A 25,813-nucleotide genomic window follows, 5' to 3' on the forward strand; every position below is an offset into this window, starting at 1 on the left:
AAATTTAGTCCTTTTTTACCAAATGGTACCCTTGTATAAAGCACAGAATGGCATTTGGAATAATAATGGGCCAAAGATAATCGCTGTAAATTCCATAAATAACGAAGAAAATGCAGCCAATAAGGTTTACAATTCTAATTTTTTTGATGTCTTTCAGCACAAAACTCAACACAACAAAAAATGAAGCGGCATAACCAATAAAGTTAGTAATATCAGGGCTCATAGTTAATTTTTTAGGGAAACAAACCTAGTCATTTTCAGTGAAATGAGAAAATATTTCCTGCCATAAAGTCATTATTTAATTTTGGTAAAGTATTTGTAACTTTGATTGAGTATTAAAGATTGCAGCAATCTTTAAAACTTAACAACGAAACAATAATATGGATCATAAATTTTCAAACGGTTTGGATCAGGTTTTCCAACATAGTAAAAACGAAGCAAGGCGTTTGCAAAGCGAGTTTCTCAATACAGAACATTTCCTTTTGGGAATGATTAAAACTGAGAATTCCGCTAAGGACATTTTGCAGAATTTGGGTGCAGATTTAACTCAGATCAGAAGAAAGATTGAAACTATGGCAGTATCGGGATTAAACCCTTTTACTGCTGATGGCGACAAGATTTCTTTCACAAAAATGGCAGATCAGGCCGTAAAACGATCAGAACTCGAATGCAGACAATACCAAGGTTCAGAAATTAATACAGTGCACCTTCTTTTGGGGATACTCTATAAATCTGATGACCCGTCTACCAACATTTTGGGTTCTTATGATATCGATTATGAAAGAGTCACAAAGGAATATCAAACAATGCTTAAAAATTCCGGTCAGAGTCCTAAAATGAGCGCGTACGACGATGATGAAGAGAGAGAAGAATTCGGGCAGATGCGTAAGCCAACCGGAAACATCGGTACAGGTAAAAGCAAAACTCCGACACTTGATAATTTTGGACGTGATTTAACTTCACTTGCAAGAGACGGAAAACTGGACCCTGTAATCGGCCGGGAAAAAGAAATTGAAAGGGTTTCACAAATTTTGTCCAGAAGAAAGAAAAACAATCCACTGTTGATCGGTGAACCAGGCGTTGGTAAATCAGCGATTGCAGAAGGACTTGCTTTAAGAATTCAGCAGAAAAAAGTTTCCCGTGTTCTTTATGGAAAAAGGGTTATTACCCTTGATTTAGCGAGTTTGGTTGCAGGAACAAAATACCGCGGACAGTTCGAGGAAAGAATGAAAGCAATCATGACGGAGCTCGAGAAAAACCGCGATGTCATCCTTTTCATTGATGAACTTCACACTATTGTCGGTGCGGGAAGTTCTACCGGAAGTCTGGATGCATCCAATATGTTCAAACCTGCTTTGGCTAGGGGTGAAATTCAATGCATTGGAGCGACAACCTTGGATGAGTACAGACAGTATATCGAAAAAGATGGTGCTTTGGAACGTCGTTTCCAGAAGGTAATGGTGGAACCGACGACTGTTGAAGAAACGATTCAGATTTTAAATCAGATTAAAGACAAATATGAGGATCACCATAATGTAACTTATACCGAAGAAGCGGTTTTGGCATGTGTGAATCTTACTGCACGATATATCACCGATCGTTTTCTGCCGGACAAGGCAATTGATGCAATGGATGAAGCAGGTTCCAGAGTGTATATTAAAAACATGAAGGTTCCTACAGAAATCATCGAGCACGAAAAGAAAATTGAAGAAATCAAGGATCTCAAGCAGAAAGCCGTGAAAGCTCAGGATTATCTGGAAGCCCGAAAACTGAAAGATGAAGAAGAAAGGCTTCAGATTGAACTGAATCTCGCGCAGGAAACCTGGGATAAAAATGTGAAGGAGAAAAAAGAAGTCGTAACCGAAGAAAGTGTGGCTGAAGTAGTTTCAATGATGAGCGGCATTCCGGTGACGAAAGTCGGTAAGAATGAGCTTGACAAACTTTCGCAGATGGATGCCATGATGAACGGTAAAGTTATCGGTCAGGAAGATGCAGTGAAAAAAGTGGTGAAAGCCATCCAGAGAAATCGCGCCGGACTGAAAGACCCGAACAGACCGATTGGAACATTCATTTTCCTCGGAACCACAGGTGTAGGTAAAACAGAACTTGCCAAAGTGATGGCCCGTGAACTTTTCGACTCAGATGAAGCACTGATCCGTATCGATATGAGTGAATACATGGAGAAATTCGCTGTTTCACGACTGGTTGGAGCGCCTCCTGGATATGTCGGTTACGAAGAAGGCGGCCAGCTTACAGAAGCTGTTCGTAGAAAGCCTTATGCAGTTGTACTTCTCGACGAGATTGAAAAAGCGCATCCGGATGTTTTCAACATTCTGCTGCAGATTCTTGATGAAGGTTTTGTAACAGATTCTTTAGGTAGAAAAATCGATTTCAGAAATACAATTATCATCCTCACTTCCAATATCGGAACGAGAGATCTTAAAGATTTTGGTGACGGTGTAGGATTCGGGACTTCTGCGAAGAAATCAACTACCGATGCGAGAGCCAGAAGTACGATCGAAAACGCGCTTAAGAAAGCATTTGCACCTGAATTTCTAAACCGTATTGATGACATCGTAATCTTTAATTCCCTTGAAAAAGAGCATATTACGAAAATTATCGATCTGGAACTGGCAAAACTGTACAAGCGACTTGAAAAACTCAATTATCATGTGGACCTTTCTCAGGATGCCAAGGACTTTATTGCAGAAAAAGGCTGGGACAAAGATTTTGGAGCAAGGCCTCTTAAACGTGCGATCCAAAAATACATCGAAGATCTGTTGGCAGAAATGCTGGTAAACAAACAGCTTTCCGAAGGCGAAACCATCATTTTGAAATTAAATGAAGAGAAAGACGGACTTATAGGCGAAACTGTAAAGAAAAAGCAGAGCGCTAAATAATATTCAATATCATAAGAAAACCCCGGTCAAATTTGACCGGGGTTTTTTGTTATCTGTACAAAGATTACAATTATTTCTTCTTTGTTTTTACCTTTTCAACCTCATCTTTGATGAATGGATATTTCTGTTTCATATCTTCCAGAAGATTTGGATCCAGATCTAACGCCACATCCAAGGCTTTTCTGCCTTCTTTCTGGCTGTTCAGATGGAAATAACAGTTACTCAACTGATAATAGATTTCTGCGCGGTTATGGATTTTAGTTGCCTGCTTTAAAACAGTGATCGCATCTTCAAATTCGCCGATCAGCATTAAAACTTCTGAGTACGCATACCAGTTATAAAACCGGTTAGGTTCGAAATCTACAAGCTTCTTAAGACAAATTAAACTTTCCTCAAAACTTCCGGAATCGATGTAAAGAAACGCAAGCCTTTTCTGATAATCTAAATTGTTATCATTCATCGATACGGCTTCTTTTGCAAAATGAAGTGCTTCTTTCATGCCGCCCATTTCTTCGTAGATATAGGATTGCTCCATCATTGACAGATAAAACTGCGGATCGTCTCTCAAAGATTTCTGGAAAGCATTCAGCGCTAAAACCGGCTGCTTGTTCTCTTTATAACACAAACCGATTTTGTAGAAAGTAAAAGACTTCGTATACTCCAGTTCGAGCATTTCTTCATAAACAGCAATTGCTTTCGGCCACTCTCCCATCGCTTCATAACATGCCGCTTTATTTGCATACACCCCAACAGATTGTGGATTTATAGCCAAAAGATAATCAAACCCGCGAATCGCTTCCTCATAGTTTTTGCGGTTGAAATAGAACTGTCCGTATTCGTACCAGGCTGTTTCAGAAAACGCGAACTCGTTCAGATATCCGTTAAGGAATTCAATAGCCTCGTCGCTTCTGCTGAGCTGATTGTAGCAGAACATCACGTTTTCTAAAGAGTATTCGTCCTGCTGATCAAATTTTAAAGCCAGTTTATAATGTTTCAATGCGTTGAAGGGATCTTCCAGATTCACATATTCATCTGCAATGAAATTGTGCAGAAAGTTTTCCTCCTCGTCCAGTTCCAGGGCTCTTTCACAAAAAGTAATCGCACGTCTCGGATTACCCAGATTCGAATAGTACTTCGCGCAGCACACGAGGAAATCGGTGCTTTCCATAGAAGCTTCCTGCAGTTCCTGCATCAGTTCTTTGGCCTGTGTATAATTTTCGAGTTCAAGTAAAACCTCAAACTTTTTTATTTTCAGTTCTAAAGAATTGGGATGAAGTTTCAGCGCATAATTGGTCGCCATCTCCGCGAAGGAAATGTCGCCCATTTCTAGATAGTAAATAATGATGTCCTCGTATTCTTCGGTTTCGAAGTAGAGTTCATCATTATTTTCTACCATTTCTTCGAACTTCCTAATGAGTTCGTTTTCAAAAAATTCTTCCAATTTATTTTCTCGATGTTATTTCCAAAATTTGAAGCCTGCTTACAAACTTCGGAAAAACGATTTTATTAGTATTCCTAAAATTAATAAAAAGTGATCTTAAATCAGGCTTTTTATTTTAGCAATCATTTGATCTCCCAAACTGTCGGCTTCTTCCTGCGAAAAAGCTTCGGTATAAATCCTGATAATTGGCTCTGTATTGGATTTTCTTAAATGTACCCAATTTTTTTCGAAATCAATCTTTACACCGTCAACTGTGGAAACCTCTTCATTTTGATATTCCTTTTCCATTTTAGTTAAAAGGGAGTCTACATCGATATCCGGTGTAAGCTCAATTTTCTTTTTACCCATGAAATATGACGGATACGTTGCTCTCAACTCGGAAACTGTTTTGTTTTTATTGGCAAGATGTGTTAAAAATAACGCTACGCCTACCAGAGAATCTCTTCCATAGTGAAGATCCGGATAAATAATTCCACCGTTTCCTTCGCCACCAATCACGGCGTTTCTGTCCTTCATTAAAGTGACTACATTCACCTCTCCCACTGCACTTGCGAAGTATTCAGAATCGTGTTTCAAAGCAACATCCCGCAAAGCACGGCTTGAAGAAAGATTTGAGACTGCTACTCCTTTTTTATTTTTCAGGAGATAATCAGCCACAGCAACTAAGGTATATTCTTCGCCGAAAAGTTCACCATTTTCATCAACCAGCGCCAGGCGGTCAACATCCGGATCTACAACGATTCCGAGATCTGCTTTTTCTTTTTTCACGAGTTCGCAGATATCTCCCAAATGCTCCTTCAACGGTTCGGGATTGTGCGGAAAATGTCCGTTGGGTTCGCAATACAGTTTAATCACTTCGCAGCCTAAATGCTCCAAAAGTTCCGGGATTGCAATTCCGCCAGTGGAATTTACCGCGTCAACTACAATTTTATATTTCTTTGCTTTAATGGCTTCAGCATTTACCATCGGTAAATCCAGAATTTTATGAATATGGATTGCAAAACCGTCGTCACGTGTTTCATACTTCCCTAAACCGTCAACTTCAGCAAAATTGAAATTTTCGGATTCCGCTAACGCTAAAACTTCCGCACCGTTTTCTCCAGTGATGAATTCTCCTTTTTCATTCAAAAGTTTTAAAGCGTTCCACTGTTTTGGGTTGTGAGAAGCGGTTAAGATGATTCCTCCGTCAGCATTCAGTTCAGGAACCATAACCTCAACAGTTGGCGTTGTAGAGAGTCCTAAATCCACCACATGAATTCCCAGTCCCTGCAATGTTGCTGTAACCAGAGAATTAACCATCGCGCCGGAAATCCGCGCATCGCGGCCAACCACAAGAGTTAAATTCTTTTTGTTTTTATTATTTTGAAGCCAGGTTCCGAATGCGGAAGTAAATTTCACCACATCAAGCGGCGTAAGATTTTCGTTCACTTTTCCACCAATAGTGCCGCGGATCCCTGATATACTTTTAATTAAAGCCATTGAATAATTGATTTTTAAACGTTTGATTTAAACTGCTGCAAAATTACGAATAAAATAACTACGCGTGGTGAACAGATTATGAACAGCAGTTTGAATCACAGCCGGTTTTACCTTTCTTGAACTTCCCAGGAGAGAATGTTTTTTTTAATATTCTGTAAATCGAATACGCCGCAAACAATACGATTACCGCGACAAGAACATACTGCAGAATTAATTCGGTTTCCATTATTTAAGCATCTGATAGGTTATAAATGAAGCGATATAAGCCAATCCCGACATTCCAAAAAGCTGAGCCAGCGTCCATTTCCAGGATTTTGTTTCTCTGTAAACTACGGCCAAGGTAGATGCGCACTGCATTGCGAACGCATAAAATATCAGGATAGAAATTCCTGTAGCAAAACTGAAGACCTTTTCCCCATTGGGTTTTGTATCATTCCTCATTTTATCGATGATTCGTTCTTCAGGAGCTTCTTCATCCAAACTGTACAGTGTTGAAAGTGTTCCTACAAAAACTTCACGGGCCACAAAACTTGTCAGCACGCCAACACCCATTTTCCAGTCGTATCCTAATGGCTCAATTGCAGGCTCAATAAATTTACCGGCCTTGGCAAGATAAGAATGCTCTAACTTCACATCGGTTGCAACCATTTCATTCTCATTTTGTTTTGGTCCGAGATAACTGAATGCCCAAATAATGATACTGAAGAAGAAAATAATTTTACCTGCTCCGGTGATAAATTCCCATACTTTGCTCAGCATTAGTTTAAAATCGTACCCGAAAAGCGGCATTTTATACGAAGGCAAATCCATAACAAGGAAAGATTTCGACTTGTTTTTTATTAGGGTTTTAAGTAAAAGTGCGGAAAATAAGGCGGCAAAGAATCCAAGAAAATACATTCCCATCAGCACCAACGCTTTATAACTGATTCCGAGGAAATAATGGTCGGGAATTACTAAGGAAATAATAATACTGTAAACCGGAAGTCTCGCCGAGCAAGTCATAAAAGGTGTAACCAAAATCGTGATCAGTCTCTCTTTTACGTTTTCGATATTTCTCGTGGACATTACTGCAGGGATCGCACACGCCGTACCCGAAACTAAAGGAACAATACTTTTCCCGTTCAGGCCGAAAGGTTTCAGAAAACGGTCCATTAAAAATATCACCCTTGCCATATAACCTGAATCTTCGAGAAGATATAAGAAGTAAAGCAAAATACCGATTTGGGGTGCAAACATTGCAATACCGCCAATTCCCGGAATAATACCGTTAGAAATTAATGAGTTAAGCGGACCTGCCGGTAAATGTTCCGAAGTAAAGGAAGACATCCAGAAGAAAGCATCTGAAATCCAATTCATGGGATATTCTGCGAGGAAAAACACACTCTGAAAAATGATCAGCAGAATAAATGCAAAGACCACATAACCCCAAAACTGGTGAACCAGAATTTTATCTAATTTCTCCGTAAGCAATTCCTTAAAATTCGGCTTTTTGGATAAAACTTTTGTAATAATACGGTCGATATTCTGGTAACGCCTGATGGTTTCCTGTGTCTGTAATCTCTTGGGAACAAGACATTTAATCTCGTCCTGATTCATTTGATCCTTTACAGATTCGAGTTTACCCAGATATGTGTCGGACGAGAGTAATGTCCAGACTTTATACTGATTGCTTTCTTTGGTTTCGGATAAAATTTTGAATACAAGACCCTTTTGTTCCAGCGGAATTTCAAAAGAAACACTCTCTGATCTTGAAAAATTATTCTTGAAAATCTCCTCGCGCAATTCTTCGATTCCCTGATTCTGTTTCGCATTGGTCTGCAAAACGGTTACTCCCAACTCTTTGGAAAGCTCATCAACATTAATATTAATTCCTCTTCTTTCTGCCTGGTCAATCTGATTGATTACGAGTAAAACAGGAATACCCAAATCCTGAATCTGCTGAAACAGAAGCAGACCTCTTTTAATACTTAAGGCTTCAAGAATATAAATGACACCGGAATAATTTTGCTGTTCCTCTACTAAAAATTTAGAAAAGATGGCTTCATCTTCTGATGTGGGATAAACGCTGTATGAACCCGGCAAATCGATAACCTCCACCTCTTCACCTTTGTACTCATAGTTTCCCGAATGACTCGCTACGGTAACTCCGGCATAATTTCCTGTTTTCTGCGTTTTGTTGCATAACAGGTTAAATACGGTGGATTTACCAACGTTAGGATTCCCTACGAGAAGAATTTGTTTGTTTTTTAAGATGTTTTGCATTGCTAATTCGGCTTATTTCCGAAGAAAATGATTGAAATTTAATTTAAAGCTTCTACGATGATAAACCGTGCTTCCTCTTCACGAAGCGCAATTCTGCTTTTTTCATCACCGAACTCTACGTACAGCGGCCCGCTGAAAGGAGCCTGGTAGAGAATTCTGAAGGCCGTTTCGGGCAGAAGTCCCATTTCAATAATTTTATTCGGCATCTTAAGGTCGTCATTTTCGTAACCTACGATTTTCCCTAACTCGTTTTTCGGGAAACAACATAATTTGTCTGAATTATCTCTTCTCAACACTAAAAATTTATCGCAAATATACGCTATTTAAATTTAATCTAAATAAGCTTTCCAGGTGAAAAGAGTCATAAAAAAACCCTGAAACATAAATATGTTCCAAGGTTTACAAAAATATAATTTAGCTATGAATGACTACTTTTTTGCCTTAGCTGCGGCAACCTCAATTTCTATCGGATTGTTGTTTGCTCCGTAAAAATCTTTCAGCATTTTTTCCTGCTGTTTTACCATATCTCCTATGGTCATATCGCTTCCGGGCATTTTTTGAGAAAGCATCTCGGGTCTTAACATTGGTCTTGCGGATGCAAAAGGATCTTTCTTAAAATCGGTGAAAGTCTTAGTGAATTTTTCACGGCTCACTTCCTGTACTTTTCCACCGTTTCCGCCGGGTGAAAGGGTTTCCAGATAAGTAACCTCATTAAAGTTTTCTACTTTTTTATTTCCTTTCAGCTCCCATGAATAATTTTTGCCATCATCTTCGATCTTTACGATAAGACCTGGCAAACCATGAAATTTATAAGGTCCGTCCTGCAGCGGAATATCTGGTGTAAACCATGCATTCCATGTTCTGCCACCGAATTCGGTTGTGGCTTTCTGGGTATTGTAACTGCCAATTTTTGCCTTCTCGTTAGATATTTTCCAGTTCAGTTTAGTATCGTCGTTATATCCTATATTTAGGGGCGTAAAACCGCTTGAAATGCGCTCCACATATTGGATTTTCATGTCCGGATAGAATTTATATACTTTTTCTGAAAATTTAGGCATCGTTACCATTTTCGAGAAATCCTTGAAAACACCGGATTTCTGCATCGCTTCCACTTGAATTTTCAAAATTGAATCCTGCGCAACCATGGTATAATCCCGGTAAATTGATTTCTCTTTTGTAATATCGAGAATCATCATTACTTTTTCAGTTCTTGCAGAATCTTTCTTCGGTTTGAAGTTGAGTTCATAGAAGAATCTGTTGGCGGTTTCCTGCGCATTTGCGGCAAAAAACAAAGTCAGTAAAAACAGGCTTGCAAATTTTTTCATGTTCTGATTTTAATAATTAGTGCGTGGTCTTGATAATTTGTTACAGAATTTTAAGAATAAATTATATTTTTTTGTGACCAGAACTTCTTCATTTCGTTTTAACTTTAATTCCTGAAAAAATAAATAATATGGAAACGTTACAAAATTTGAAAGATGAGCTCCAGCAGGAATATGAAACTACTAAACGTTTTATAGACCGATTTCCTGAGGGTAAAAATGATTACGCGCCTCACGAAAAAAGCATGAAAATGATGCCGCTGGCCACCCATATCGTGGAAATTGTAGGTTGGCCGGAGACTATCCTGAACACAGAAAAACTCGATTTCGCAGCAGGTGATTACAAACCTCTAAATCTGACTTCGGGGGAAGAACTGAAGGAAAAACTAGAAGAATTTTACGCCCAAAGTAATGCTGCGATGAATCAACTTTCGGAAGACAGCCTTAGCGGTAAATGGGCAATGTACATGGGCGATCAGCTTTTGGCAGATTACAGCAAATACAGCGCAATACGCCACGCTTTGAATCAGCTTACCCACCACCGGGCGCAGCTGGGCGTTTATTACCGATTAAATGACATTCCCGTTCCCGCAAGTTACGGCCCAAGCGCAGACGAACAGAACTTTTAGTTAAGTTTTAATACGTTAAGTAAATTGATGGAAACCGTTCTGCAGAAAACAGAACGGTTTTTTATGGCTGCTTTTCAATTTTATTATTGTTTCTGGCCATTTCTTCTTTTGCATTCTGCTCCATTGCGCGCAGGATCTCTGCAGGATCAGAAATTTCTTTCCCACCCATATTAATTTTTACCTTCGAATTGGGACGCGAAAGTAATTCGCGCATGCCCTGCACGGGATCATTTTCATACTGTTTCAGCTGTTTCACATACTGCTGGCGGTTTACTTCAAGCGGTTTTTTCCTGGTGAACGGAATATCTTTCCCTTGAGTGTTAAGTTCTTCCGCTTTAATTTCCTGAATTTTCTTTAATCCCTTAAGTTCCATTTTGTGGCTCCCTGTCTGATCATAAATTTCAACAATTAAACCCGGCAAACCCGAAAATTTGTAAGGTCCGTCCTGAATCGGAACATCTGTAGTGAACCAGGCGGTCCACATTCTTCCGGCAAAATCTGTGGTTGCTTTCTGAACTTTAAATTCACCAAGCTGTTTTTTTTCGGGCGAAATTTTCCAGTTTATTTTGCGGTCCTCTAAAACTTTGTAAGCATCGTTTCCGATGTTGGCAATTAAATAAGTTTTATAGTCCGGATAATTTTTCTCCACTTCATAATTAATTTCCCCACCCTGACGCTGTCTTGAGATTGAAACATTTCTCGTTCCGGAAGCCAACTGTTTCTTTATGCTTTCCTGAACAATAGAATCGCTTTCAAAAGTGCTTTTGCTGTAAAATTTCGATCCTTTTTTACTGATGTCGAGATACATCCATTCAGTTTTCAGACTGTCGGTTTTGGTAGAATCCGGTGCAAATTTATATTCATAGATCACTCGGTTATTCTGCGCCGAAAGCATCAAACCAACCAATAAAAATAAAGCGGCTAATCTGTTCATGAGTTACTATTTAAAGTTGAATTTTACCGTAAACATCACCTGGCTCGGGCGGATTCTAATTGAGCTAACGGAAGTCAGCAAAAATTGCGGATCATAAGTAATTCTTTCGAAAACATCAGTATTAGCAATGTTAAGCCACTTAATCTCAAAATCGATTTTCTTTTTTGCCCAGGTGTATTGGTATGAAATATCGTAAAAAGCATTTGTAAAACTCTGGTTTTTGGCTTCGGTATTAATTTCGTCCCAGAAGAAACCAATGGTATGGTTTTCGAAAGGATAAACATAGGCTGCGAGATTGTGATTCCAGCCCGAAGTTTTATTTTCAGAATTTTGACTTGTATTTTTTTGTGTCGCCCAGTTAAGCGTGGCTGTATAATCAACGCTTAGCCACGAGAAGTAAGTGTTGTTGAATTTAATTCCCATATTCTGGCGGCTGATTTTCGACTCTTGCAGCTGATTAAAAAACGAGAACGATTTAGAATCAGAATTTGAAAAACTCAACGAGGTATTGGTTTTAAATTTCGGAAAATATTTGCCGATTTCTGCGCTTTCGGTTTGACTTTCGGAAGTGTTATCTAAAGCAAGTAGTGTCAATGATGAATTGAAACCGTCGCCAGAAAACCTCTCTATTAGATTTCTTTTGTTCACTGAATAACTGTAACGAACATTGAAAAATAAATTATTCAGCGGGTTACGGTACTCTAATCTCGATCCCAGATTGCTGTTTCTGTATTCCGGCATGATCATCGGGCTTTCGTAATTAAACCTTTGTGTAAGTCCTAAAGGTGATGTAAGCATTTTACCTTCATACAGGAACCCGAAATTCCCAAAATCATTGCTCTGACTCGCAAATGCCCAAATTTTAAAGAACGAAGCAAAATCCAGACTTGCAAACAAACTTGGTTCCAGCACAGATCTAGTCGTATGAAGACTGTTGCCGCGCAAATTATCCCTGTAAGTGATATCGTAGAAATTGTAAGGCAAATTAAGGCTCAGATTAAAACTGTTTGATTTGAAATTGATGCCAACCTGCGTATAAGGCTGAATTTCATTCCAGTCTGTATCATTCTGAAAACTTTGTCCCAATCCGGTATAAGCTGTTCCGTTTGACCCGGAAAGAAGAGACTGAAGATTGTTAAATCCTAAATTTAAACCGACTTCCGGTGTAAACGTCCATTTTTTATAACTGAAGCCAACGGAAGCAGAATGATTTGCCATGAAAGTTTCTGACTCAGCATCTTGTCTCAGTGTTTCAAAACCCCCGGCTTGCGGAAAATTACCGTTCGCATTTACATAACTGGCCGGTAGAATATCCATAGTCTGGCGGTCTTTCTGGTAACTGATGTAACTCATCACGTTGAAAAGTTTCTCTTTCCACGGCAAAATTGTACTCAATGAGTTCTGGAAAACCCCCGAAGGTGAATCCAAAAACTGGTTACCGAACTTGGTTATTGGGGTATTTGTCCCAGTTGCTGGCGGCAAAAGGTTGTTGATTGTTGCATTGGTATCATTCCAGGAGCCGTTCCAGGTTGTGGTGTTTTTAAAGAATCCTTTTTTAGCATTCTTAGTGAAAATTAATTCCCCTTTGCTGGCATTGGTATAGAAATGATTGGCAGATTCTGACAGATATGTCCCACCTGCTGGCACTATTGATGAGCCCTGTTCGTAGATTTCGGTTTTACTGTCTGTTCTTTCAATTGCGTTGTTGGTATAGCTCGCACTTGCTTTCAGTTCCCAGTCTTTGCTTTTGAAAGGCGTTGTTAAAACGTTCGCAGAAAAGAAATGAACATTATTCATTAAATATCTTTTCTCCGGAACGTCAGGTACATCGGCAGTTTCCACTCGTAACCATGATTTTGGGGTTGCCTGACCTCTTCTGCCTTCCCAACGGTTGCCAAAACCTAAAAGATTGCCCTCTTTTTCCACGCTTTCGCCATTATTGTTGGCTTTATAGTTTACGACCCACTGGTTTTTCTGCCCGAAAAACATCGGCGTGAGTTTTACATTCCAGAGTAGAGGGTCCATTCCTACGCCTACCTCTCCCCTCCCGGTCATCGTCACCGATTTCTTTAAAACTACGTTCAAACCGGCATTCTCAGACGGAACTTTATCCTGAAGAATTTTTACGGGCTGGTGGTTTTCCATTACTTCAACTTTCTGAACAGCATCTTTAGGTAAAGAATTGTTTACAGTACCGTAACCTCCTTCCATCAAATCTTTACCATTAACATAAAATTTATTGATGGGCTCGCCCTGATAAAGAACTGAGCCGTCCCCATTCACCTCAATTCCGGGAATTTTCTTTAATACATCTGCTAATGTTCTGTCGGCCTTGCTTTCGAATGCTTTTAAATCATATGAAATGGTGTCACCTTTTTTGGTAATGAGTTTGGTTTTCAGTTTTACCTCTTTAATTTCGGTCGCATCTGATTCCATACTGAAGTTCAGGTTTTGATTTTCGTTTTTAATCGATTTTAAAAGCGGCTTTTGGTTAAAGGCCTTGATTTTTAAATCAACATTTCCGTCAGCTGAAGTAAACGTTACTTTATACTCCCCTTTGGAATTAGAGATCGAGAAAGCCATAATCGCACCTTTTCCCTGCTCTTCAATGGTTACACTGGCACTGGGAACCGGCTGTCCGTCGGAATCAGTAATTTTTCCGGAAACGGTTGTCTGGCCAAAAGCGACTGCTGAAAATACAAAAATGAGAAAAAGGGAAGCGTAAAATTTCATGAAAGTTTTTTAAAATTAGTATTCCTTTCACAGTTTTTGTTACAAATTTAGAAACTGTCAGGTATGGATCAACCAATAAGCGGTTACATGTATTGAATAAAATATCGCACTATTTTCATATTTAGACTTCTTTTTACCTAATTTTGCTCACTAAAATACGCCTTATATGGGATTACATTTAACGCCTATAGATGTTGTAGAAGACATTTCTCAGGAAGATTTCCGAAAAAAATATCTGCTTCCGCGCAAGCCGGTAGTCATTCGCAATATGGCTAAAAACTGGCCCGCCTACCAGAAATGGACCATGGAGTATATGAAGGAAACCGTTGGCGATGTTGAAGTTCCGCTGTATGATTCTTCCAAAGCTGATCCGTCTGCGCCCATTAATGCTTCCGCTGCGAAAATGAAATTCGGTGATTATATCGATCTTATACAAAGGGAGCCTACCGATCTGCGGATTTTTCTCTTTGATCCCATTAAATCTGCGCCTAAACTTTTAGCAGATTATCTCTCTCCTAAAGAATTGATGGGCGGTTTTCTCGATAAGTATCCCAATATGTTTTTCGGCGGAAAAGGCTCAGTAACATTCCTTCATTATGATATTGATATGGCGCATATTTTCCATACCCATTTTAACGGTAGAAAACATGTTCTTCTATTCGATTATAAATGGAAAGACAGGCTATACCAAATTCCTTACGCCACCTATGCGCTGGAAGATTACGATATTGCGAATCCCGATTTTGAAAAATTCCCTGCATTAAACGGTGTTGAGGGAATTGAGTGTTTTCTGGAACATGGCGACACGCTGTTCATGCCTACAGGCTGGTGGCATTGGATGAAATATCTGGACGGAAGCTTTTCCATCTCACTCAGAGCGTGGGATAAGTCCTGGGCAGTGAAAGCACATTCGCTTTGGAATTTAACGGTTCAAAGAAACTTCGACAACTTTATGAAAGGAAGATTCAAGAAAAGATACATGGACTGGAAAGAAAAAAAAGCTGTAGAAAGAGCAAATTACGCACTGAAAAAAGGACTTCCAAAATAAATATAATACTAAAAAAGGCAAACTAAAAAAAGTTTACCTTTCTATTTACTTAATCCGGAAAATTGGATATAATCCAACAGATCCTTCATAATACTCGGAATTCCGGTAAATCCACTCCAGCTGTGCATTTCCATCTTTTGCAAATTCTGGATCTGAAATTTTTTCAAGTTCAAAAGCAGTTCTTAAAACCTGGTCGTTTTTTAAAAGCTCGGCCGCCGTGTCTTCAAAAACATAATCTGAAAAATATTCCTTCTGCCCGAGAATTGCATCAAAGAAATTCCAGTTAAAGAACGAGTCTGTCGCTTCCGGTTCCAGAGTTTCTAACAGATATTTCACACCTTCCTGTTTCGTAGAAACCAGAAAATCTCCCTTTCTTACGTTTACGTTTTTAAACTCTGATTTCGTTTTGGTTTCATAATGCAGGTAATGACCTTCGTACGGTTTTTTCACCGTTTTAAAATCCGCAATGCGGTAGATTTCGACATTGATGGTTGAATCTTTTGCAATTTCTGTCATCTGGATATTATTTCTTTTCAGATATTCAATTACCTTATTTTCAGATTTCGGAATGACATAATATCTCGGAATGGTCACGAATTTCGTCGGTTTATACGCATTAAAAAATTTAACTTTTCTGATGAAGGGTTTCGTTCGGTCGTAGTACAGACGAGGTTTTCCGGAAACTCCGCTCGTTTTTTTTCCGGCTTCATATCCTTTGAAATCAATAAGCTGATATTTGGTTTCATCCAATTTCCACTGCAGAGCGTATTTCATTCCGGGCTGATATTCCGCAAAACTTTCCGCCATTTTCTTCTGGATTTCTTTTGCGTTTTTCTGGGTGTGGTTAATGGAGCTCAGCATATATTCGTAAGTAGCGCGAACCCTGTCGCTATAAGGTTTCAGCATGTGTGTTTCTGCGACGGTTCCCAAGGTATTAAAGAGTGTGGTATAACCTGTGGCGTAGCGGGGTGAATCCATAAAGGCAGGGAAACCTTCATCCGGTGAATCACCGTGGATATTGACGTAAGGCGTTGTGAGAATTCCTTTTTTCTGGATGTTCTGCAGAATTTCCGGCTGCATTTTTTCATTGAAGTAGCTGCCCAGTTTATCGCCTAAACGTTCTTTACTGGTAGAAATGTAGGTGAAAAGATATTGGTAATCTGCACCGTTACTCACATGATTATCAATAAAATAAATAGGTTTGAAATGCTGAAAAATCTGCTGGAAAGCTTTCGCATTTTCCGTATCGTTTTTAATAAAATCGCGGTTCAGATCGTAATTTCTCGCATTTCCCCGGAACCCGTATTCCTCCGGGCCGTTTTGGTTGGCGCGGCTGAACTTTCCTCTTCGCAGCATGCCGGAAATATTATAAGACTGAATGGCAGCAATTTTAAGATTTTTAGCAGAGGCTTTTCCGGTGGCCAGATCGCGCATGAGCATCATCGCGGCGTCAATTCCGTCGGGTTCACCCGGATGAATTCCGTTGTTGATCAGGATGACAGGATTGTTTTTGTTTTTTGAAGGATTAAAAACGACCACTTTAATCGGTTCTCCGTTATCATCTTTCCCGAAATTTTCTACCGTAATGCTTTCGAAATTCCGGTTGAGATCATCATAATAATTCACCATTTCCTCATAAGTTACGGTTTGGTTGCCGTTGCCTTTTTCGTAAGGAGTTTGAAAATTTTGAGCAGAAAAAAATAGAGGTTGTAAAAGAAAAAATAAGGTGAGTTTTTTCATAAAAAATAATTTATTAGAATTCTAAAGCCAGCAGTATGAAGGAACACATATTGATAATTATTGCATAAAAATTGGGAGAATTCAATCCAAATTTTTCTTTTTTCCAAAGGAAAGGCAGTATGACTAATTGCGCTGATGTCAAGATCAGTAAAGGAATTACAGAAAACTCCATCAAAGTGCCAGTAACAATTCCCACGTTTAGAAATAATCTCACGGCTATTTTATAAAAAATTATATATAAAAGTATAGCGAAGTTAAAAATTACTTTAGCATTCATACTACTGCAATATCTTAAAAATCCGCAGAAAAATTCTGCGGATTTAGTTATTTTCAGAGGTTTACATTCGGGGGTTGAAAATTAATCATTCAGTTTCAGCACCGCCATAAATGCCGATTGCGGAACCTCAACTCTACCGATCTGTTTCATCTTTTTCTTTCCTTCTTTCTGCTTTTCAAGAAGTTTACGCTTTCGGGAAATATCACCTCCGTAACATTTCGCCGTAACGTCTTTTCTTAAGGCTTTAATGGTTTCTCTTGCAATAACTTTCGCTCCTAAAGCTGCCTGAACAGCGATATCAAACTGCTGTCTCGGAATCAGTTCCCGAAGTTTTTCGCACATTCTTTTACCGATGTAATACGCGTTGGAATCGTGAATTAAGGACGAAAGTGCATCTACCATGTCTCCGTTGATCAGGATATCCATCTTCACCAGTTTGGATGCACGGAACCCAATCGGATGATAATCAAACGATGCATACCCTTTTGAGATAGATTTCAAACGGTCATAAAAATCGAAAACAACCTCCGCCAAAGGCATGTTGAAAACCAGTTCTACTCTTTCTGAAGTCAGATAACTCTGGTTAACGATTTCGCCGCGTTTTTCGATACACAAGGTCATTACCGCACCTACAAAATCGGATTTGGTGATGATTGAAGCTTTGATAAAGGGTTCTTCAACACGGTCCAGCATCATAGGATCTGTCATTTCCGACGGGTTATTGATGAGGATCATTTTGTCCGGATCTTTCTTGGTATAACCGTGATAAGAAACGTTGGGAACCGTGGTAATCACGTCCATATTAAATTCGCGGTCTAGTCTTTCCTGTACAATTTCCATGTGTAGCATCCCAAGGAAACCACAACGGAATCCAAAGCCCAATGCTGCAGAACTTTCCGGTTCGAAAACCAGCGAAGCATCATTGAGTCTCAATTTTTCCAGGGAAAATCTCAGTTCTTCGAAATCTTCGGCTTCGATAGGATAAATTCCGGCAAAAACCATGGGTTTTACCTCTTCGAAACCTTCAATCGCAGCGGGTGCACCGTTCTCGAAAGTGGTGATGGTATCTCCTACTTTTACTTCTCTGGCGTCTTTAATTCCTGAAATAATATAACCTACATCGCCGGTCAGAATTTCTTTTTTGGGCGCCTGTTTCAGTTTTAAAGTTCCTACTTCATCAGCCTCGTACATTTTTCCCGTCGCCATGAATTTAATTCGCTGGCCTTTTTTAATGCTGCCGTTGACAACTTTGAAATACGCTTCAATTCCTCGGAAAGGATTATAAACAGAATCGAAAACTAAAGCCTGTAAAGGTGCATCAGGATCGCCCACCGGAGCCGGAATTCTTTTTACAATCTGCTCCAGAAGATCGTGAACGCCTTCACCGGTTTTTCCGGAAACACGCAGAACGTCTTCGTACTCGCAGCCGATCAGGTTCATGATCTCATCGGTAACTTCTTCAGGATTTGCGGATGGTAAATCGATTTTATTAAGGATCGGAATGATGGTTAAATCGTTTTCCAACGCTAAATATAAATTGCTTATTGTTTGAGCCTGAATACTTTGCGCAGCATCTACGATAAGAAGCGCACCTTCACAAGCAGCGATCGAACGGGAAACTTCGTAAGAAAAGTCTACGTGTCCGGGAGTGTCGATAAGGTTCAGGATATATTTTTCGCCATTGAGTTCGTAATCCATCTGGATGGCGTGGGATTTAATGGTGATCCCTCGTTCTTTCTCCAGGTCCATATCATCCAGCGTTTGCGACTGCAGTTCTCTTTGGGTTACCGTGTTAGTATATTCCAAAAGTCTGTCTGCCAGTGTTGATTTTCCGTGGTCGATATGTGCAATAATGCAGAAGTTTCGTATGTTTTTCATTGAATATTCTAGATAGTTGGCAAATTTAGTGTTTTTTACCGGAATTTTTCTTACGATTTCGACCGGTATTTCGCGATAGGGATAGCAGCGGAAACCCCGCAACAGCATTGGGATTGCATTGGCGTGAGGAGTTGCAGCGTATAGCCCGACCCGGGAAGTGGGTTTTGCGGTGGCGAGGGGATCGCCCAAAAAAGAACGACCTCTGCAAAATAATTTGTAGAGGTCGCTCAAACATTAAAAAAATAAACTATTATGGTCGCCTGCTCTGCGGGCTGTTGGAGCGCCCGTCTTGTTTTTTGTCTAATATTTTGCTTCGCATTTTACCTTCCGTCTGGTACATTTGCAAAACCTGTTGTGGTTTTAGAACCTTAAGGAATTTTTGCGCATATATTTTTCTGTTATCTAAAAGTTGCTGGCCAACATCGAAACTTTCATTAAGCTGTTTTGTAGCTTCTTCATCGCTCATGTTGTCGTAATCTTCACTTGGCTTAAATCTGCTTTTAATGTTGTTCTGCTTATCCTGATATTCAGCATAAAGGGTTTTGAACTCGGTCTGGTCATTTTGCGGAACATCTAATTCTGAAACCATCATATTTTCGCGGAACTGTTTCAAAAGTGACATTTTTTCCTGCGGGCTCATTTTCTGGATGATTTCTTTTCGCTGTTCTGGTTTCATCTTTTTCCAGTCGTATTTCTGTTCCTGCGCATAACTTAGCTGCGAGCCGGTAATTACAGTGATGAGTATAAATAAAATCTTTTTCATGTTGGTTTCCTTTTTAATAATACAAATCGAGATAAATATCCTGTTCTGTATTTTTTCCTAAATCTGCCAATTCTGCTGAAGTAAAATTAGCAAGAATCTGGTCGACCTGAACCTCAGGGTTTGGAGCGTTTACTTTATTCTGAACTGCTGCGCTTGTTCCTGTTTTTGCTGAAACTGCCAATGGCTCCCTGTCTTCTCTTTGATTAACTGCTGCTACAGAAGTTAAATCGTTTTCCAAAGTTTGATAAGCAATTCTAGCTTCTGTATGTGATTCGCTTTCTGATAAAGCGTTTGCTTCGGTGTTGTTAACCGCTGTTAAAGACTGCTCTTTACTGATTGTATTAATACTTTCACCATCCTGTGTTACAAAAAAGGTAACTCCAAAAATCAGTGCGACAGCGGCCGCTGCTGCATAAGCCCAGTTCATTTTAATCACCTTCGCCTGCTTCTTCGGAAGAGTTTCCTGCAAAACTCTGGCCTGAATGTCATCAAAAAAATGATCCGGGGCGGTGTAAATATTTTTACGTTCTAATTTCTCAATATCCAAATTTTTCATTGTTGAAAAAATTTATTCTGTGTAATTTAATTTGATATAATCTTCTACTTTCTGTTTCGCGTAATGGTAATTGGTTTTTAAAGTACCTACCGACATGTCCAGTATTTTCGAGATTTCCTCGTAAGGTAAATCCTCATAATACCGCATGTTGAATACCAGTTTTTGCTTCTCAGGCAGCGAATGAATGGCTTTCTGCAGTAAGATCTGAATTTCTTCGGCTTCAGCAGATACATTGTCGGCAACCAGATTCTGCAGATAATATTCGGAGTCTTCATCCGATTTCTGCATTCTTTTCAGTTTGTTAAGCTGCTGCAGCGATTCATTAGTTGCGATCCTGTAAAGCCAGGTATAAAGCTGGCTGTCCTGCTTAAACTGATGAAAATTCTGATACGCTTTTATAAATGTTTCCTGCAGTACATCCTGAGACAGATCGTGATCTACGATAATTCTTCTGATATGCCAATATAACCTGCTCTGATAAGCATCCATCATCAGGCGAACTCCTTTTTCACGGGATTTCTCGCCAGACATCAGCCGGATAATTTCTTCTTCCTTAATCTTCATTGAGATGCTTTCAGGGTTTTGATGGTAAATTTAATTAAAAGTTAAATAAGTATTTCAATTTTCAGTCCAAAGCAAAATAATTATATTTGTTCATATTTATTTTCATGAAGATTGTAATTCTGGGTTCGGGGAATGTAGCTTTTCATCTGGCAAAGGCTTTCAAGGAAAAAAACATCGCTGTATCACAAATTTTCGGCCGGAATGAAATTGCGCTGAAAGAGATTTCAGAAAAATTCAGTATTCCGTATTCTACCGAAGAAGTTCCCGATGCTGATTTATACCTGATCTCTGTAAGTGATGACTCGGTAACCAATATCTCGAAGAAAATTTCAAAAGAAAACTGTCTCGTAGCACATACCTCCGGTTCGCTGCCAAAGGAAATCCTGCAGGGAAATTACCGAAAAGCCAGCTTTTATCCTTTGCAGACCTTCTCCAAATCAAAAAACCTCAATTATGCCGAAATTCCTTTTTTTGTTGAAGCGGAAAACGAAGACGATCTGGAAATCCTGAAAAATGTGGCGTTGAAAATTTCGGAAAACGTAATGATTTCTGATTATGAAAAAAGAAAATACATTCACCTGACTGCAGTTTTTGCCTGCAATTTTGTGAATCATCTTTTTTCAAGAGCCAAGGAAATTTCTGATGCTCAAGACATTCCCTTCAATTATTTTTTGCCATTAATTGATGAAACCGTCCAGAAAATTCATGAAATTGATCCCAAATCTGCCCAAACCGGACCGGCGGTGAGAAATGACGGAAGGGTTTTAGAACTTCATGAAGCATTAATCACGGACGCGGAACACATGAAAATTTATAAAACGATGAACGAATCTATAAAGAAAATGTATGAGTTATAAATCGAAACTTAAAAATATAAAAGCGTTCGTATTTGATGTTGACGGGGTTTTTACCGACGGAAGTGTTTATCTGATGCCCGACAAGAGCATGTGCCGGGTAATGAATGTTCTAGACGGTTACGCTGTGGTAAAAGCTGTAAAAAATAACTATAAGATTTGTGTGATTACCGGCGGGGACGATCCGGCGGTTCGGAACCGCATCCATTATCTTGGGATTAAAGAATATTACGCAAAGGTTTCAGACAAATTGGAGAAATTTGAAGAATTCCGATTAAAGTATAACCTGCAAAACGACGAAATTCTGACGATGGGCGATGATTTACCCGACATGAAAATCATGACGGCATCGGGAATCTCAACATGTCCAAAAAATGCAGTTCCGGAAGTGAAAGAGATTTCGGAATACATATCAAATATCGAAGGAGGAAAAGGTGCTGTCCGCGATGTAATTGAACAGGTTATGAAAGTGCAGGGAAACTGGATTGAAGATAACACCAAAAGCGTTTAATTCCCATCATCTAAAAAATTACAATGAAATTATTATTAGCATCCAATTCGCCCAGAAGAAAAGAACTTTTAAGCAGTCTAGGTTTCGATTTTGAAGTGGTTTCTGTGGATTGCGATGAAATATATCCACAGGATTTAGAAGTTGAAAAAATCGCAGAATATCTTTCTGATCTTAAATCAAACGCTTTCCGCGGTTTAAAAGAAGACGAAGTTTTAATAACTGCAGACACGATTGTAGCAATAGAAAACGAAGTGTTGGGAAAACCCCAGGATGCTCTTCATGCCAAGAAAATGCTTAGAAAACTTTCAGGACGAACCCATGAAGTCTTTACAGGAATTACAATTAGAAATTCAGAAAAAAGCATTTCTAAAACCGATGTTACTCATGTTGAAATTGATCAATTGACCGATGATGAAATCGATTTTTACATTGACCAATATAAACCTTTCGACAAAGCAGGCAGTTACGGCGTTCAGGAATGGTTCGGCATGGCAAAAATCAACCGTATAGCCGGCAGCTATTACACGGTAATGGGTTTGCCCACTCATTTGCTTTACAGGATCCTAAAAGATTTCCGGTAAGCTGCTAACAATTATAAAAATTCATTATTTTTACAGAAATAAAGAGGCATTTTTCATAATAAAATGCTAATTTGAAAGTTATTATGAAATAATGAAAAAAACTATACTTTTCCTTTCAGCAATCGTGGTTTTTAATTCGTGCTCTTCACGGAAAAAAACCGATGATTCCACCTTTATGAAAGGATTTTTCTCTTACTACAATACGCTTTTCAATAGTAAAGATGCGCTGGAGACTGAACTGAAAAACCGCGACCAGGCTCATGTAGATAATTTTTATGCGCCTTACATCCAGCTTCTCACTTACGAAGAACAGCCTTTGGGAACCGATTTACAGCCGGGTGGTATGTTTGGTGAAGATCCGGTGCCGCCGGGAAGTATGAATTCCGAAGGTCCGGGCGTTCCGGGTGGCCGGAGTAATTTCCAGAATTCTTCTAATCCGGGAATTAAAAACGGAGCTTCGGTTTTAGAAATATCTGAAGCTAAAGCACTTAAGGCAATTTCCAAATATTCTGTAATGAAGGGTGGGGAAGAGAAGAACAAGAAAATCTTTGATGCAAATATACTTTTGGCCCAATCCAGAATTTACCGCAATAAACCATTGGAAGCTCTGGACGGATTAAATTATGTGTTCGCAAATATGCGGAATGACAAAAGAATTCCGCTTGCACGCATTTATCAGGGGCTGGCTTATTCCAAAATGGGCGACTTCTACAAAGCCGAAGAGGTTTTTGCCGATTTATCAAAAGATTCAAAACTTAAAAAAGATTATAAAAAACTGCTGAGCGTTTATTACTCAGAAATGCTGCTTCAAGCCGGAAAAAAAGAAGCCGCAGTAGACGAGTTGGAAAATGCATACGCAGTGAATAAAAACCGCAAAATGCGCAGCAGAATTGCTTTTCTAAGAGGGCAGATTTTAGCAAATCTCGAAAGGAATGAAGAAGCTCGGGAAAGTTTTGTTACTGCATATAAAAATGCCAATAGTTTTGAATTTGAAGTTAAATCTCAAATTGAAATCGCCAAAACCTTTAATGGAAAAGATGATGATTATGAAGGGGCAAAGGAGTATTTGGAGAAAATAAGCAAAAAAGGTACTTATGGTTCCAGAAAAAACGAATTCTACTATGCATTGGGTCTCATGGCAAATAAAGCCGGTAAGAAAGATGAAGCCAAAGCGTTTTTTGCGAAGTCACTGACGGAAAAAATGTCTGATCCGCAGATTCGCGGACTTAATTATTACGAGATCGGAAAAGGTTTTTTCGAAGAGAGCGACTATCTGTCTGCAGGAGCTTATTACGATTCCGCGCTTACAGTAATGACTTATGAACCTTCGAAAATACTCCTGACAGAAAAATCAAGCAACATTAAACAGGTTTCCGCAAATTACTATCTGATCAGAAAAAACGACAGTATCCTTGCGCTCACCAGAATGCCCGAAGCTGAAAAAATCGCCTATTTCAACAAATACATTGACGGGATAAAAGCCAAAGAAGCCAAGGAAGAACTGGAAAGGAAAAAAGCAGAACGCTCCAAAGGATTTGATACCGGAGATTACGATGCTAATTCTGTGTTTTCAGGAAATACCGGCGGTTTCCAGGATTTTGGCGGTAGCAAAGGTGGCTTCTACTTCGCGAACCAAAGCACAGTAGCGAAAGGAGAATCGTCTTTTAAACAATTGTGGGGAAACCGCGCCCTCAGCGATAACTGGCGGACTTCCGCAAGGGGGAGCTCCATTGAGGATTTAAAAAATGAAGCGATGGGAATTGCGTCTGCTCCCGACCCTAGAAGACTTGAACCTGCTTTCTATATTGAAAAAATACCAACGGCTTCAGAAGATATCTTAGCGCTGAAAAAAGCCCGAGATACCGCGAGTTTAGGTTTGGGAAGGATGTACGAATCGTATTTCTCTGATACCCCTCTGGCTACGAAAACGCTTTATGATTTGGTGGATGCCAATCCGGAAGAAGAAACAAAACTTCTGGCACTTTACAATATTTTCGCCTTTAATTACGAGAAAAATCCATCCGCTGCGGAACGCGCTAAACAGATGATTCTAACGGATTTTCCTTATACGTCCTACGCAGAATTTGTAAAGAATCCTAAAAACAATTCTTTTTCTAAATCTTCAGAGGAAGTCGAGAAAGCTTATGCACAGGCTTTTGACCTTTATTCAACTGAGAAATATGAAGAAAGCAAAACACTCATACAGTCCTCTTTAGAAAAATATCCCAAAGATGCACTGGTACCGAAATTTGCGCTCCTTAATGCATTCAATACCGGTAAGACCGCCGGTAAAGAGATTATGATCCTCCAGCTGGAACAGATTGCCTTAAATTATGCAAGAACACCGGAAGGTGAAAAAGCTGAAGAAATGCTGAAGTATCTCAAAAGCGAACTTGAAATAGAAATTACAGATGAATCCGGAAACAAAATGGAGAAACCAGTTTCTACCCCAGTGCCACCAACAGATATGGATGCGCCACCTGTTCCCGGAAAAATGAACGAGCCGGCTCCATTGAGGCCACGCCGCACACAGGATACACAGCAGGTTGAAAGTCCTGCGCAAATGGAAATAAAAATTTAAAGCGAAGATTAATCTTCGCTTTTTTCTTAGTTACTGTCGAGTTTATTCTGCTTTCTTTTTCTTTACGCCCTGAAATTCTTTCAGGTAAAAAGGTTCGAAATAGGCGACATCTTCAAATTGACTGTTATTGAACTTATCGGTCGCTTTTTTAACTAAATATTTAGCAGAAGGGTAAATTTTTTCGTTAAATTCTGCTTCGGGAAGCTGAAGAATTTCTTTTGCTTTTGAAGCGCCGTCACCTACAAAAATCACTTTTTTATCCTTGAATTCCTGAAAAGAAGTCTCATCTAAAATTTTTGCTTCGGTTTCGGTCAGCATCTTGCCCGAATCTCCATCAAAGACCGCGGTATAAACCTCCATTCGTCTTGCGTCGAGCAATGGAATGATATAGTCGAAATTCTGATCTAAAAAGGGCTCAATCATTGTCTCCATAGAATTTACTGCAATAAGCGGAATTTTCAAACCATAGCAGAATCCTTTTGCAGATGAAGCACCGATTCTGAGACCTGTATACGAACCAGGACCCATTCCTAAAGAAACTGCGTCCAGATCTTTCAAAGTAATTTCGGCGCCTTCCAAAGCCCATTCAACAAAAGCGTGAAGACTCTCGGACTGTTTATAATTTTCTGAAACTTCTTCGCAAACACAAAGCAATTTTTCGCCATCAGAAATCGCGACAGAACAGTTTTTGGAGGAAGTTTCGATATGGAGGATTTTCATTCGGCAAATTTAATAATCAAAAACCAATCTTCCGAAGATT

General features: G+C 39.4%; 21 protein-coding genes. 7 read left to right on the forward strand and 14 right to left on the reverse strand.

Translation table 11 applies throughout. The features are described from left to right. Positions 1-4: 4 nt before the first annotated feature. Positions 5-223 (reverse strand): uroporphyrinogen decarboxylase, encoded by a 219-nt coding sequence (locus KTV93_RS06730; protein WP_218248193.1) that lies wholly within the window; start codon positions 221-223, stop codon positions 5-7. 157 nt (positions 224-380) lie between these two features. On the opposite strand from KTV93_RS06730, the gene KTV93_RS06735 reads away from it, so the two are divergent. After that, a complete protein-coding gene (locus tag KTV93_RS06735) occupies positions 381-2,900 on the forward strand; it encodes an ATP-dependent Clp protease ATP-binding subunit (protein ID WP_218248194.1) in 2,520 nt (839 codons plus the stop codon). A 70-nt stretch (positions 2,901-2,970) separates the two neighbouring features. Here the strand turns inward: KTV93_RS06735 and KTV93_RS06740 are convergent, their stop codons facing one another. From KTV93_RS06740 to KTV93_RS06760, 5 genes are all read right to left on the reverse strand, one after another. Beyond that, positions 2,971-4,341 (reverse strand): tetratricopeptide repeat protein, encoded by a 1,371-nt coding sequence (locus KTV93_RS06740; protein WP_218248195.1) that lies wholly within the window; start codon positions 4,339-4,341, stop codon positions 2,971-2,973. Between the two features lie 96 nt (positions 4,342-4,437). Then, the gene (glmM, locus tag KTV93_RS06745; RefSeq protein WP_218248196.1) at positions 4,438-5,820 is read right to left on the reverse strand and encodes a phosphoglucosamine mutase; all 1,383 of its coding nucleotides are present in this window, start codon (positions 5,818-5,820) and stop codon (positions 4,438-4,440) included. Between the two features lie 225 nt (positions 5,821-6,045). Then, positions 6,046-8,082 (reverse strand): ferrous iron transport protein B, encoded by a 2,037-nt coding sequence (gene feoB, locus KTV93_RS06750; RefSeq protein WP_218248197.1) that lies wholly within the window; start codon positions 8,080-8,082, stop codon positions 6,046-6,048. Between the two features lie 38 nt (positions 8,083-8,120). Further along, positions 8,121-8,375 carry a FeoA family protein gene (locus KTV93_RS06755; RefSeq protein ID WP_218248198.1) on the reverse strand — a complete coding sequence of 85 codons (255 nt, stop codon included), beginning with the start codon at positions 8,373-8,375 and terminating at the stop codon, positions 8,121-8,123. A 135-nt stretch (positions 8,376-8,510) separates the two neighbouring features. Beyond that, entirely contained in the window at positions 8,511-9,407 is an 897-nt protein-coding gene (locus KTV93_RS06760) for a GLPGLI family protein (protein ID WP_218248199.1), read from the reverse strand. A 128-nt stretch (positions 9,408-9,535) separates the two neighbouring features. On the opposite strand from KTV93_RS06760, the gene KTV93_RS06765 reads away from it, so the two are divergent. Continuing rightward, a complete protein-coding gene (locus KTV93_RS06765) occupies positions 9,536-10,033 on the forward strand; it encodes a DinB family protein (protein ID WP_218248200.1) in 498 nt (165 codons plus the stop codon). Positions 10,034-10,094: 61 nt separating this feature from the next. Here the strand turns inward: KTV93_RS06765 and KTV93_RS06770 are convergent, their stop codons facing one another. Both KTV93_RS06770 and KTV93_RS06775 read right to left on the reverse strand, forming a co-directional pair. Then, positions 10,095-10,967, reverse strand: a complete 873-nt coding sequence (locus KTV93_RS06770; protein WP_218248201.1) for a GLPGLI family protein — start codon at positions 10,965-10,967, stop codon at positions 10,095-10,097. A gap of 6 nt (positions 10,968-10,973) precedes the next feature. Then, positions 10,974-13,700 carry a carboxypeptidase regulatory-like domain-containing protein gene (locus KTV93_RS06775; RefSeq protein ID WP_218248202.1) on the reverse strand — a complete coding sequence of 909 codons (2,727 nt, stop codon included), beginning with the start codon at positions 13,698-13,700 and terminating at the stop codon, positions 10,974-10,976. 166 nt (positions 13,701-13,866) lie between these two features. On the opposite strand from KTV93_RS06775, the gene KTV93_RS06780 reads away from it, so the two are divergent. Further along, the gene (locus tag KTV93_RS06780; RefSeq protein ID WP_218248203.1) at positions 13,867-14,748 is read left to right on the forward strand and encodes a cupin-like domain-containing protein; all 882 of its coding nucleotides are present in this window, start codon (positions 13,867-13,869) and stop codon (positions 14,746-14,748) included. Positions 14,749-14,793: 45 nt separating this feature from the next. On the opposite strand, the gene KTV93_RS06785 is transcribed toward KTV93_RS06780, so the two are convergent. The 5 genes from KTV93_RS06785 to KTV93_RS06805 all read right to left on the reverse strand — a co-directional run bounded on the left by KTV93_RS06785 (position 14,794) and on the right by KTV93_RS06805 (position 20,526). Further along, a complete protein-coding gene (locus KTV93_RS06785; RefSeq protein WP_218248204.1) occupies positions 14,794-16,488 on the reverse strand; it encodes a M14 family zinc carboxypeptidase in 1,695 nt (564 codons plus the stop codon). 358 nt (positions 16,489-16,846) lie between these two features. Beyond that, complete coding sequence (gene lepA / locus KTV93_RS06790; protein ID WP_218250511.1) at positions 16,847-18,643, reverse strand: translation elongation factor 4; 1,797 nt, start codon at positions 18,641-18,643, stop codon at positions 16,847-16,849. Positions 18,644-18,893: 250 nt separating this feature from the next. Continuing rightward, positions 18,894-19,406 (reverse strand): hypothetical protein, encoded by a 513-nt coding sequence (locus tag KTV93_RS06795; RefSeq protein ID WP_218248205.1) that lies wholly within the window; start codon positions 19,404-19,406, stop codon positions 18,894-18,896. A 13-nt stretch (positions 19,407-19,419) separates the two neighbouring features. Further along, positions 19,420-19,962, reverse strand: coding sequence for a hypothetical protein (locus tag KTV93_RS06800; protein WP_218248206.1), 543 nt, complete (start codon positions 19,960-19,962; stop codon positions 19,420-19,422). Positions 19,963-19,974: 12 nt separating this feature from the next. Then, positions 19,975-20,526, reverse strand: coding sequence for an RNA polymerase sigma factor (locus tag KTV93_RS06805; RefSeq protein ID WP_218248207.1), 552 nt, complete (start codon positions 20,524-20,526; stop codon positions 19,975-19,977). Positions 20,527-20,630: 104 nt separating this feature from the next. Between KTV93_RS06805 and KTV93_RS06810 the strand changes: the two genes are divergently transcribed. From KTV93_RS06810 to porW, 4 genes are all read left to right on the forward strand, one after another. After that, positions 20,631-21,383 carry a Rossmann-like and DUF2520 domain-containing protein gene (locus KTV93_RS06810; protein WP_218248208.1) on the forward strand — a complete coding sequence of 251 codons (753 nt, stop codon included), beginning with the start codon at positions 20,631-20,633 and terminating at the stop codon, positions 21,381-21,383. Beyond that, on the forward strand, positions 21,373-21,891 hold the full coding sequence (locus KTV93_RS06815; RefSeq protein ID WP_218248209.1) for a KdsC family phosphatase: 519 nt from the start codon (positions 21,373-21,375) through the stop codon (positions 21,889-21,891). Before KTV93_RS06810 ends, KTV93_RS06815 begins: the two co-directional genes overlap by 11 nt. A gap of 23 nt (positions 21,892-21,914) precedes the next feature. Beyond that, entirely contained in the window at positions 21,915-22,472 is a 558-nt protein-coding gene (locus tag KTV93_RS06820) for a Maf family nucleotide pyrophosphatase (RefSeq protein WP_218248210.1), read from the forward strand. Between the two features lie 91 nt (positions 22,473-22,563). Then, positions 22,564-25,053, forward strand: coding sequence for a type IX secretion system periplasmic lipoprotein PorW/SprE (gene porW, locus KTV93_RS06825; RefSeq protein WP_218248211.1), 2,490 nt, complete (start codon positions 22,564-22,566; stop codon positions 25,051-25,053). Between the two features lie 42 nt (positions 25,054-25,095). Here porW and tsaB read toward each other — a convergent pair whose 3' ends face one another. Continuing rightward, the gene (gene tsaB, locus KTV93_RS06830) at positions 25,096-25,773 is read right to left on the reverse strand and encodes a tRNA (adenosine(37)-N6)-threonylcarbamoyltransferase complex dimerization subunit type 1 TsaB (RefSeq protein ID WP_218248212.1); all 678 of its coding nucleotides are present in this window, start codon (positions 25,771-25,773) and stop codon (positions 25,096-25,098) included. Positions 25,774-25,813 lie beyond the last annotated feature (40 nt).

Origin of the sequence: Kaistella faecalis (genome assembly GCF_019195395.1) — a bacterium.
GTDB lineage: Bacteria > Bacteroidota > Bacteroidia > Flavobacteriales > Weeksellaceae > Kaistella > Kaistella faecalis.

Excerpts from the sequence above, each read along its gene's own strand:
- lepA (WP_218250511.1), bottom strand. The coding sequence starts at position 18,643 with ATGAAAAACATACGAAACTTCTGCATTATTGCACATATCGACCACGGA.
- KTV93_RS06780 (WP_218248203.1), top strand. The coding sequence starts at position 13,867 with ATGGGATTACATTTAACGCCTATAGATGTTGTAGAAGACATTTCTCAG.
- KTV93_RS06735 (WP_218248194.1), top strand. The coding sequence starts at position 381 with ATGGATCATAAATTTTCAAACGGTTTGGATCAGGTTTTCCAACATAGT.
- KTV93_RS06795 (WP_218248205.1), bottom strand. The coding sequence starts at position 19,406 with ATGAAAAAGATTTTATTTATACTCATCACTGTAATTACCGGCTCGCAG.
- KTV93_RS06730 (WP_218248193.1), bottom strand. The coding sequence starts at position 223 with ATGAGCCCTGATATTACTAACTTTATTGGTTATGCCGCTTCATTTTTT.
- KTV93_RS06765 (WP_218248200.1), top strand. The coding sequence starts at position 9,536 with ATGGAAACGTTACAAAATTTGAAAGATGAGCTCCAGCAGGAATATGAA.
- porW (WP_218248211.1), top strand. The coding sequence starts at position 22,564 with ATGAAAAAAACTATACTTTTCCTTTCAGCAATCGTGGTTTTTAATTCG.
- KTV93_RS06815 (WP_218248209.1), top strand. The coding sequence starts at position 21,373 with ATGAGTTATAAATCGAAACTTAAAAATATAAAAGCGTTCGTATTTGAT.
- KTV93_RS06785 (WP_218248204.1), bottom strand. The coding sequence starts at position 16,488 with ATGAAAAAACTCACCTTATTTTTTCTTTTACAACCTCTATTTTTTTCT.
- tsaB (WP_218248212.1), bottom strand. The coding sequence starts at position 25,773 with ATGAAAATCCTCCATATCGAAACTTCCTCCAAAAACTGTTCTGTCGCG.
- KTV93_RS06800 (WP_218248206.1), bottom strand. The coding sequence starts at position 19,962 with ATGAAAAATTTGGATATTGAGAAATTAGAACGTAAAAATATTTACACC.
- KTV93_RS06810 (WP_218248208.1), top strand. The coding sequence starts at position 20,631 with ATGAAGATTGTAATTCTGGGTTCGGGGAATGTAGCTTTTCATCTGGCA.
- glmM (WP_218248196.1), bottom strand. The coding sequence starts at position 5,820 with ATGGCTTTAATTAAAAGTATATCAGGGATCCGCGGCACTATTGGTGGA.
- KTV93_RS06760 (WP_218248199.1), bottom strand. The coding sequence starts at position 9,407 with ATGAAAAAATTTGCAAGCCTGTTTTTACTGACTTTGTTTTTTGCCGCA.
- KTV93_RS06770 (WP_218248201.1), bottom strand. The coding sequence starts at position 10,967 with ATGAACAGATTAGCCGCTTTATTTTTATTGGTTGGTTTGATGCTTTCG.
- KTV93_RS06805 (WP_218248207.1), bottom strand. The coding sequence starts at position 20,526 with ATGAAGATTAAGGAAGAAGAAATTATCCGGCTGATGTCTGGCGAGAAA.
- feoB (WP_218248197.1), bottom strand. The coding sequence starts at position 8,082 with ATGCAAAACATCTTAAAAAACAAACAAATTCTTCTCGTAGGGAATCCT.
- KTV93_RS06775 (WP_218248202.1), bottom strand. The coding sequence starts at position 13,700 with ATGAAATTTTACGCTTCCCTTTTTCTCATTTTTGTATTTTCAGCAGTC.
- KTV93_RS06820 (WP_218248210.1), top strand. The coding sequence starts at position 21,915 with ATGAAATTATTATTAGCATCCAATTCGCCCAGAAGAAAAGAACTTTTA.